The sequence below is a fragment of the Salinicola sp. genome (genome assembly GCF_982684285.1).
The window spans coordinates 18,598-27,946 of record NZ_CEXLVS010000017.1; the positions used below are offsets into that span (position 1 = coordinate 18,598).

Here is a 9,349-nt window from a genome sequence, read left to right on the forward strand (position 1 = left end):
ATCGTATTCTGGATCGGGAGACGCTCCTTGCCATCCCGTCGCGACACCCTGACAGTCGGTTGTGACAGAGCTGTGACTAAGACGTCAGGGCACGCTGTTCGTTCACTTCCCGACAGGCGCCGAATGGCGGTCTAGCCTCACCACGATCCGGCCGTTGCCGGCGCGCTTGGCTGCCGGCTTGAAGTGACTCCAGAGGTCGCCGAAGCTCTCGACCCTGGCCTCGGCACCGACGCGAAGCGCGATGATCGACAGGCGGACCAGCGGAAAAAAACGCCATTGATCGTAGCGATCCTTGGCATGAAAGCCACCTTCCGCTCTGGCGTCGGCGGGAACCAGCGCATGACTCTCGGCGATGAAGCGTCGTTGTATACCGGCCAGCCGACGGTGGAGATTCTTCCCGTCATCCAGCAGCAGTATGAAATCGTCGCCGCCGAGATGGCCCAGAAAGTCCTCCCGCCCCAGTTCGCTGCTCACCAGATTCGCCAGCGCGAGGATCATTCGATCCCCCAGGGCGTAACCGAACCGGTCATTGAAGGGCTTGAAATTGTCGAGATCCAGATAGCAGGCGACGAAGCCCCGCGCCTGGCGCTGATAGTGCTCCAGTGCCACCCTGATGGGGCGGTTGCCGGGCAACTGGGTCAACGGATTGGCCTGGCGCGCCAGTTGAACCTGCTGTTCCGTGAACAGTTGCAGCAGGTTGATGACGTGCCCCATGCCCAGATAGCGGCCACCGTCGGTGATGATGAAATCCTCGTCCCGGGAGGCTTCGTCGCGCCCCGTCACCTTGCGCGAGACCCGCTCCAGCGGCTCGTGGGCCTCCACACAGAGCGCCTGGGTCCGCATCACCTTGGTGATGGGCTGACGACCGTGAAGATCGAAACCGAAGCGTTTGCCGAGCAGCGCCATGAGCTGCTGACGCCCCAGGATACCGATCGGCCGGCTCCTGCCATCGACGACCGCCAGCGCGTTGGCATGCGGCAGACGGCTGAAGCGCTCGGACGCCTCCGCCACACAGAGGTCGGCATCCAGCGCAGGCAGCGGCACGCTGAGGCGCTGGATCTCTGTCGCGGCGGTGGCCGGGCGACGATTGGCCGCCAGTGAAGCGAGCCGGGCCTCGAGCGCCTCGCGCATCCGGTGGGGGGCGGCATCGGGGCGCGCGAACAACCACCCCTGGCAATAATCCGCGCCCAGCTCGAGAAGCGTATCCAGCTCCCCCTCCCGCTCCACTCCCTCCGCGATGACCCGACTGTCCATGCTGTGCGCGATATCGATGATGGAGCGGACGAACCGGCGCTTGACGCGATCCTCGTCAAGACGACTGACGAAGTGGCGATCCAGCTTGACGTAGTCCGGATTGAGCTGGGACCAGAGTCGCAGGCCGGCGTACCCGTCTCCCAGATCGTCCAGCGCGATGGAGAATCCTATCGCCTGATAGTAGCGGGCAGCCTCGGCCATCAGGTCGGGGTCGATCCCCGGCGACTGTTCGGTGATCTCGATGACGATGCGGGCGGGCGAGAGACCGTGCTGCTCAAGCAGAGCCAGCGTCCTCCCGCCGAGATTCTCCGGGTCGATCAGGACTTCCGGACTGACGTTGAGGAACAGAAGCTCGCCAAGGCCGGTACCCACCCAGCTTTCGATCGCCCGTTCCCGACACCCGCACTCCAGCGCGGCCAGCAGGTCGCATGCGCGGGCCGCCCGGAACATCGGGATCGGATTGGCATAGGGCGAATCCCGCGGGCCGCGAGACAAGGCCTCGTACGCCAGAATGTGGCCGGTCGCGACGGAAACGATCGGTTGAAAATGCACGCTCAGATCGCGACGGGCGACGATCTCCTCGAGGGAGGGGTTATCGATGGGAGCGAGGGGTGGGTTCATGAATGCCATGAAACAGCAACATCATGACACAACAATGACACACAAAGTTACATCCACCTCAAGACGGCGGCGATCATTGATAATCGGAAGGGTCGATCGCCTTGCCCAGTGAGTTGCGATCGATCCACTTGCCCGCCTTGGCTTCCTTGTAGCGAAATACCACGCGATCACCGATGGCAACCGGCAATTCGGCATCTTCCGTCTGGTAACTGTAGAGCTCGCCATCGACCGTCAGCCAGTGACGGTAGAGATCGGGCATGCCCAGCCACTCCTTGAAGGGGCCTTCGCGCTCGAGCTTCTCCAGTTGGCCTCGTACCTCGATCTTGGGGACCCGTTGACGACGCCCCCGCTGAAAACCGCCTGCCATGATTCGACTCCTTGATGTCTTTCCAAAACACCGGCAATGCCGGCTTCTTCACTGTCTGTAGGCTTACTCGTAGTGCTGGCCGTAGCTGTCCGGCGCCAGATCCTCGAAGCGCGTGTACTTGCCGATGAAGGCCATGTGGACGGTGCCTATGGGGCCGTTACGCTGCTTGCCGATGATCAGCTCGGCCAATCCCTTGTTGTCGGGGTTGTCGGAGTTGTAGACCTCGTCGCGATAGACGAAAGCGATGACATCGGCGTCCTGCTCGATGGCGCCGGATTCACGCAAGTCCGACATGACGGGGCGCTTGTTGGGTCGCTGCTCCAGCGAGCGGTTGAGCTGAGAGAGCGAAACCACCGGACAGTGGAACTCCTTGGCCACGCCCTTCAGTGAACGAGAGATCTCCGAGATCTCGGCGGTCCGGTTCTCGGAGAGTCCCGGCACCTGCATCAGCTGTAGATAGTCGATCATCACCAGGCCGACATTGCCGTGCTCGCGGGCGATGCGGCGCACCCGCGACCGCAGTTCATTGGGTGACAGCGCCGGCGTATCGTCGATGAACAGCTGCCGATCCTTGAGCAGATTGACCGCCGAGGTCAATCGTGGCCAATCCTCGTCCTCGAGCTGGCCGGTACGCACCCGCGTCTGATCGATCCGCCCCAGAGCCGAGAGCATACGCAGCATCAGCGCTTCAGCGGGCATCTCCATCGAGAGCACGATGACCGGCTTGTCGTTGGAGACCACCGCGTGCTCCACCAGGTTCATGGCGAAGGTGGTCTTGCCCATGGAGGGTCGGCCCGCGATGATCACCAGGTCCGAGGGCTGCAGGCCCGAGGTCATGTCGTCGAGATCGCGAAAACCGGTCGAGATCCCGGTCATCTGCCCCTTCATGTTGAACAGCTCGTCGATCCGGTCGACCGCCTTGGTCAGCAGGTCGCTCATGCCGATCGGCCCGCCGAACTTGGGTCGGGACTCGCTGATCTGGAACACCAGCCGCTCGGCCTCGTTGACCAGCTCGTCCGGCGGCCGCCCTTCCGGGGAGTAGGCGCTGTCGGCGATCTGACGTGAGGCCTGGATCAGTTTTCGCAGCGTCGCCCGCTCGCGGACGATATCCGCGTAGGCGCGAATGTTGCTGGCCGACGGCGTGTTGCGTGCCAGCTCCGCCAGATAAGCGAGCCCTCCCACGCTCTCGAGCTGATCGCGACGCTCCAGCGCTTCCGACAGCGTGACGACATCGAGTGGATGCGCACTCTCGGCCAGTTCCGCCATCGCATTGAATGCCAGGCGATGCTCGTGGCGATAGAAGTCGTCCGCGACCAGGCGCTCCGACACCGTATCCCAGCTGCTGTTGTCGAGCATCAGCCCGCCCAGCACCGACTGCTCCGCCTCCAGCGAATGCGGCGGCATCTTCAGTTGTGCGGTTTCGTGATCATTGTCGACGCGTTGATTCATGCTTGGCGTTCATCCCGTGTCGCGCGCAGAACACGCTGCAAATGTCTGGCGCTCATTCTACCCAGTCGGCAGCCGCCATCGCCACGCCTCCCGGCCATGAAAAAGGCACGCAGGGCGTGAACCCTGCGTGCCTTCGGCCAGACGTCTCGGCGACGACGATGGTCGAGATTTACTCGGCCACCACCACCACGCGGACGCTGGAAGTGACTTCGGCATGCAACTGCAGCGCGATGTCGTACTCGCCGGTCTGGCGAAGCGGGCCTTCCGGCATGCGAACTTCGCTCTTGGCGACTTCGATGCCGGCCTGGGCCATGGCTTCGGCCAGGTCGCGCGGGCCGATGGAACCGAACAGCTTGCCTTCCTCGCCCGCTTTCGCGACCAGAGACAGTTCGATTTCGGCGAGCTGTGCCGCGCGGGTCTCGGCCTGGGCCTTGCGCTCGGCAGCCTGGGCTTCGAGCTCGGCGCGCTGCGCTTCGAACGCTTCGACGTTGTCTTTGGTTGCCGGCACGGCCAAGCCGTAGGGAACCAGGTAATTACGGCCGTATCCGGGCTTGACGGTGACCTTGTCACCCAGGTCGCCCAGCTTGCCGATGTTATCGAGCAGAATGACTTCCATTCTCGTGAACCTCTCGTCAATCACTGCGTGTCAGACGACCGCGAAAATCCGCGAAGGTATCTACCAACGCCAACAGCAGTACAATCAGAATCGTGGGCCAGGTGGTCAACAGCAAGGCATAAAAGCCTACCAGCCAGAACCCGCTCATTCCCTTCAAACCAATAAACCCATGAACCAGTGCCACGCCGGCGACCAGCAACGGAACCCAGGCCAGCAGGCTGGCGGCGGGAACGGCCAGTACCATGCCCAGCGCCATCAGCCCGACCAGCAGCAGGAGCTGCTTGCGCGACAGTTTCAGTGCATGAAACTCCTCGCGAAACCCTCCGGGGTTGTAAAGCCCCGCCTGCCAGCTGCGAGCCAGCGCCAGGCAGGCGATCCCGGCGAGCAGCACGACCAGGCCGGTTGCTCCGCCGATCACCAGCGTCGCCATCAACTCGGTATCGACGCCCTGCGCCGATAGCTGGTCGAGCATGCTGGCGACCTCCGACGAGCTCTGCCGCAGCTCCGCCAGCAGTGGCGCGGTCCCTCCGGCCGGCACGAAGATGCCAAGCTGCACCAGCGCCATGCAAACCACGCTGCCGACGATGAGCGCTTCGGACCAGCGCATGCGTGAACGCAGCACCGTCGCCATCAACGTCACCAGCAGGATGCTGGCCAGCGGGACCGAGTCGCCCTGCATCCACCACCAGCCGGCGGGAAGGGCTGCGGCCAGCAGCACCGGCGCCGCCGTGGTCATGCCCCGGCGCAGGGTAACCAGCCCGGCGACTGCGGCACTGAACCAGAACAGCCACGGCACCAACGCTGTCAGTGCGGCCGCCGCTATCGCTTGTGGCGTACCGCGCATGATCCAACGTGCCAGTGCCAGCATGATGCCTCGCTATGGATTACCGATCGTGGACTACCGGATCAGGGTTTACTGGTGGCTGTCGGAGTACGGCAGCAGCGCCAGGTAACGCGCCCGCTTGATCGCGGTAGACAGTTGACGCTGGTAGCGCGCCTGAGTACCGGTAATACGGCTCGGGACGATCTTGCCAGTTTCAGTGACGTAGGCTTTCAGCGTATCGATGTCTTTGTAATCGATGTACTTCACGCCTTCGGCGGTGAAGCGGCAGAATTTACGGCGACGGAAAAAACGTGCCATGAGAGTCTCTCCTTAGCGAAATCGAATCAGTTGGTTTCGGCGGTGGTTTCGGAACGCTCGGGGCGCTCTGAACGCTCACGATCGCCACGCTCGGAGGGCTTGTCGTCACGGCGACGGCTCTTCTCTTCAGCCGGCTTCATCATCGGCGAGGCTTCGGTAACGGCCTCTTTGTTGCGCACGATCATGCTGCGGATGATGGCATCGTTGAAGCGGAAGATGTTCTCGATCTCGTCGAGGGTCTCGCCGCTGCATTCGATGTTCATCAGCACGTAGTGTGCCTTGTGGATCTTGTTGATCGGGTAGGCCAGGTGGCGACGGCCCCAATCCTCGAGACGATGCACGGTACCGCCGTTCTCGGTCACGAGGCTGGTGTAGCGCTCGACCATGGCCGGAACCTGCTCGCTCTGGTCCGGGTGGACCATAAACACGATTTCATAATGACGCATGTTAGCTCCTTGCGGTTTGGCAGCTTCCGCGCGGTGACACTCCTTAAGAGATGACCACCACGAGAAGCAAGGAGTCGATACCGGGTGAACGGCACAGTGCTCCGTTCACGACCCCGGATATTCAGACCAATTGGCGATTCGCCCGGACGAGCCCGAGCGGGAGTCGCGTTCCATGAGCATAGCCTGCCCACAGAACCGCGCAATTGTAGAGACCAAGCCCTGTCAGCGCAAGTTCAACCGGCAACGCGCCCTGCCCGCTGGCGTACCGCCTCGAACAGACAGATGCCGGTGGCGACCGAGACATTGAGACTGGAGACGCCGCCCTGCATCGGCAGCTTGACCAGCCCATCACAGGCCTCGCGAGTCAGGCGGCGCATCCCCTTGCCCTCGGCGCCCATCACCAGGGCACAGGGCACGGTGAAATCGGCGTCGTAGAGGAGCGAATCCGCTTCACCGGCGGTACCGGTGATCCAGACGCCCTGCTGCTTGAGCTTCTCCATGCAGCGGGCGAGATTGGTGACCTGGAACACCGGCACCAGTTCCGCCGCCCCGCAGGCCACTTTGCGCACCGTCGCATTGAGCGGCGCCGACTTGTCCTTGGGCACGATCACGCCATTGACCCCGGCAGCGTCGGCGCTGCGCAGGCAGGCGCCCAGGTTGTGGGGGTCGGTGACGCCGTCCAGAATCAGCAGCAGTGGCGGCGGGCCGGCCTGCCACTGCTCGAGCCGCCACCACAGGGTCGTTTCGCTCTCGGCGATCAGCGGCTCGCAAAAACCGATCACGCCCTGATGGGACGCTTGATGGGAGACCCCGTCGAGCACCTCGCGCGCCATTCGCCTCAGTTCGCAACCCGTCGCGTGGGCCTGTTGCAGCAGAGCCTCCAGGCGCTGCTCGGCATGGCCTTGCTGAACCCACAGCACTTTCGGCGGCTGTCCGCGTTCGAACAGCGCACGAACGGCGTGGACGCCGTAGACGGGCTCCAGCCCGTCCGGCATGCGAGGCAGATCGCGCGGTTTCGCGGAGGCACGACGATTCGCGGGACGACTCATCTCGGGTGGCGCCTGCTGGACGGCTGGCCGACGGCCGCCGTCATCGCTTGCCACCGCGTTGACGCGGGCCGCGGGAACGACGCTTGCCGCCCTCGTCGTTGCTCCCCGCTGCCCCCTGGCGCTCACGCTTGCCGGGGCGACTCTTGCGTGACGAGGGCTTCTTGGCGGGCGCGTCAGCAGTGGGAGCATCGCCGCCGGACTTTTGGCCACGTGGCGTGCGACGGTGGCGCGGCGCCGCATCGGCAAGATCGAAATCGATCTTGCGGTCATCGAGATCGACCCGGGCGATGCGCACGGTGACGCCATCTCCCAGGCGATAGGCGACGCCGCTGCGCTCGCCCTTGAGACGGTGTTTTTCCGCTTCGTAGTGATAGTAGTCGGACGGCAGCGAGGTCACGTGCACCAGCCCTTCCACGTAGACGTCGTCGAGGCGCACGAAGATCCCGAACTGGGTCACCGAGGCGATGGTGCCTTCGTAGACCTCGCCCACCTTGTCGGAGAGGAACTCGCACTTCAGCCAGTCGGTGACGTCACGCGTGGCGTCGTCGGCGCGACGCTCGGTCATCGAGCAGTGCTCGCCCAGCTCGACCATCTGTTCGAAGGTATACGGGCACCAGATCGAGGGTTTCTCGACCGGCGCCCCCTCCGCACGCTGCACGGTCTGGGTCTGGCGCGGGCCGCGAATGACCGACCGGATCGCGCGATGCACCAGCAGGTCGGGATAGCGGCGAATCGGCGACGTGAAATGCGCGTACGCCTGATAAGCGAGGCCGAAGTGTCCGTCGTTCTGCGGCGAATAGACCGCCTGGCTCATCGAGCGCAGCATCACGGTCTGGATGATGTCGAAGTCCGGGCGCCCCTGAATCACCTCGCGCAACGCCTGGTAGTCCTTCGGCGACGGTTCGTCACCGCCCCCCAGCGTCAGCCCCAGCTCACCCAGGAATACGCGCAGATTTTCCAGCCGCTCGGGTGCCGGCGACTGGTGGACGCGATAGAGCGCGGGCAGGTCGTGCTTGTCGAGGAAGCGCGCCGTGGCGACGTTGGCCGCCAGCATGCACTCCTCGACCAGCTTGTGGGCGTCGTTGCGCGTGCGCGGCACGATCTTCTCGATCTTGCGCTCGTCGTTGAAGACGATCTGCGTCTCGGTGGTCTCGAAGTCGATCGCCCCGCGCGCCTCGCGGGCCTGGCGCAGCACCTTGTAGAGCGCGTGCAGATTCTCCAGCGATGGCACCAGCTCGCGGTAGTGCTCGCGAAGTGCTGCCCCTTCGTCGCTGTCCGGCGCCTCCAGCATCGCGCCGACCTGGTTGTAGGTCAGCCGGGCATGGGACTGAATCACCGCCTCGTAGAACTTGTAGCGGCTGATGGTGCCGTTCTGGGAGATGTTCATCTCGCAGACCATGGTCAGGCGGTCGACGTACGGGTTGAGGGAGCAGAGCCCGTTGGAGAGCAGCTCCGGCAGCATCGGCACGACCTGCCCGGGGAAATAGACGGAATTGCCGCGGATGTAGGCTTCGTTGTCGAGGGCACTGCCGCCGCGAACGTAATGGGAGACGTCGGCGATCGCCACGACCAGCTTCCAGCTCCCGGACTTGGTCTTCCAGGCGCAGACGGCGTCGTCGAAATCCTTGGCATCCTCTCCGTCGATGGTCACCAGCGGCATCTCGCGGAGATCGATTCGCGCCGCCTTGTCCTCCTCCTTCACCTCGGCGGACATGCCGGCGATCTGCTCGTCCACTTCCGGCGGAAACTCCGCGGGAATATCGTGGGAGCGAATCGCGATGTCGATCTCGAGCCCGGGGTCCATCCGCTCCCCCAGAATCTCCACCACTTCACCCACCGGCTGCTTGCGAGTCTCCGGCTGCTGGGTGATGTGGACGGAAACGATCTGGCCGTCTTTCGCGCCACCGCTGACGCTGTGGGGAATGATCACTTCCTGGCTGATCCGCGAGTTCTCGGGGATCAGCACCGCGAATTCGGAACTGTTCTGGCGAAACACGCCGACCAGCGTCTGGGTGTTGCGGGCCAGCACCTCGGCGATGGTGCCCTCGGCGCGACCTCGACGATCCTTGCCGCTGACGCGAGCCAGCACCACGTCGCCATCGAACACGCGGCGCATCTGGCGCGGCGGCAGCACCAGGTCGGGCTTGACGCCATCGTGACGAATCAGGAAGCCCATGCCGTCACGGTGCCCCTGAACGCGCCCCTTGATCAGATCGAGCTTGTCGATCAGTGCATAGGCGCCTCTGCGATCCTTGAGGATCTGGCCGTCACGCTCCATCGCCGCCAGCCTGCGACGCACGGCTTCCAGCTGGTTGTCGTCCTCGAGCCCCAGCATGGCGCTCATGTCTTCGTGAGTGATCGGCTTGCCGTAGCTCTCCAGCCGCGCCAGCAGATACTCGCGGCTGG

At 64.0% G+C, this 9,349-nt stretch carries 9 protein-coding genes; all 9 read right to left on the minus strand.

Going from position 1 to position 9,349, the window contains the following annotated elements; genetic code table 11:
* Nucleotides 1-102 precede the first annotated feature (102 nt).
* Nucleotides 103-1,884 (minus strand): bifunctional diguanylate cyclase/phosphodiesterase, encoded by a 1,782-nt coding sequence (locus AC3AYF_RS02995; protein WP_295036141.1) that lies wholly within the window; start codon nucleotides 1,882-1,884, stop codon nucleotides 103-105.
* Nucleotides 1,885-1,948: 64 nt separating this feature from the next.
* Nucleotides 1,949-2,242: a hypothetical protein gene (locus AC3AYF_RS03000; protein WP_295036142.1), complete on the minus strand. Its 294-nt coding sequence runs from the start codon at nucleotides 2,240-2,242 to the stop codon at nucleotides 1,949-1,951.
* 63 nt (nucleotides 2,243-2,305) lie between these two features.
* Entirely contained in the window at nucleotides 2,306-3,691 is a 1,386-nt protein-coding gene (dnaB, locus tag AC3AYF_RS03005; RefSeq protein WP_487779380.1) for a replicative DNA helicase, read from the minus strand.
* A gap of 169 nt (nucleotides 3,692-3,860) precedes the next feature.
* On the minus strand, nucleotides 3,861-4,307 hold the full coding sequence (rplI, locus tag AC3AYF_RS03010) for a 50S ribosomal protein L9 (protein ID WP_295036144.1): 447 nt from the start codon (nucleotides 4,305-4,307) through the stop codon (nucleotides 3,861-3,863).
* Nucleotides 4,308-4,323: 16 nt separating this feature from the next.
* Nucleotides 4,324-5,175, minus strand: coding sequence for a hypothetical protein (locus tag AC3AYF_RS03015; protein WP_295036145.1), 852 nt, complete (start codon nucleotides 5,173-5,175; stop codon nucleotides 4,324-4,326).
* A 45-nt stretch (nucleotides 5,176-5,220) separates the two neighbouring features.
* The gene (gene rpsR / locus AC3AYF_RS03020) at nucleotides 5,221-5,448 is read right to left on the minus strand and encodes a 30S ribosomal protein S18 (protein ID WP_035472385.1); all 228 of its coding nucleotides are present in this window, start codon (nucleotides 5,446-5,448) and stop codon (nucleotides 5,221-5,223) included.
* A gap of 26 nt (nucleotides 5,449-5,474) precedes the next feature.
* Nucleotides 5,475-5,894 (minus strand): 30S ribosomal protein S6, encoded by a 420-nt coding sequence (rpsF, locus tag AC3AYF_RS03025; protein WP_110602534.1) that lies wholly within the window; start codon nucleotides 5,892-5,894, stop codon nucleotides 5,475-5,477.
* Nucleotides 5,895-6,127: 233 nt separating this feature from the next.
* Nucleotides 6,128-6,943, minus strand: a complete 816-nt coding sequence (gene rlmB, locus AC3AYF_RS03030) for a 23S rRNA (guanosine(2251)-2'-O)-methyltransferase RlmB (protein WP_295036146.1) — start codon at nucleotides 6,941-6,943, stop codon at nucleotides 6,128-6,130.
* A 40-nt stretch (nucleotides 6,944-6,983) separates the two neighbouring features.
* On the minus strand, nucleotides 6,984-9,349 hold a 2,366-nt coding region (rnr, locus tag AC3AYF_RS03035; RefSeq protein ID WP_487779381.1), incomplete at its 5' end, for a ribonuclease R.

Bases quoted from the DNA above. Each gene is read 5' to 3' on its own strand.
- AC3AYF_RS02995 (WP_295036141.1), bottom strand. From the start codon at position 1,884: ATGGCATTCATGAACCCACCCCTCGCTCCCATCGATAACCCCTCCCTC.
- AC3AYF_RS03000 (WP_295036142.1), bottom strand. From the start codon at position 2,242: ATGGCAGGCGGTTTTCAGCGGGGGCGTCGTCAACGGGTCCCCAAGATC.
- dnaB (WP_487779380.1), bottom strand. From the start codon at position 3,691: ATGAATCAACGCGTCGACAATGATCACGAAACCGCACAACTGAAGATG.
- rplI (WP_295036144.1), bottom strand. From the start codon at position 4,307: ATGGAAGTCATTCTGCTCGATAACATCGGCAAGCTGGGCGACCTGGGT.
- AC3AYF_RS03015 (WP_295036145.1), bottom strand. From the start codon at position 5,175: ATGCTGGCACTGGCACGTTGGATCATGCGCGGTACGCCACAAGCGATA.
- rpsR (WP_035472385.1), bottom strand. From the start codon at position 5,448: ATGGCACGTTTTTTCCGTCGCCGTAAATTCTGCCGCTTCACCGCCGAA.
- rpsF (WP_110602534.1), bottom strand. From the start codon at position 5,894: ATGCGTCATTATGAAATCGTGTTTATGGTCCACCCGGACCAGAGCGAG.
- rlmB (WP_295036146.1), bottom strand. From the start codon at position 6,943: ATGAGTCGTCCCGCGAATCGTCGTGCCTCCGCGAAACCGCGCGATCTG.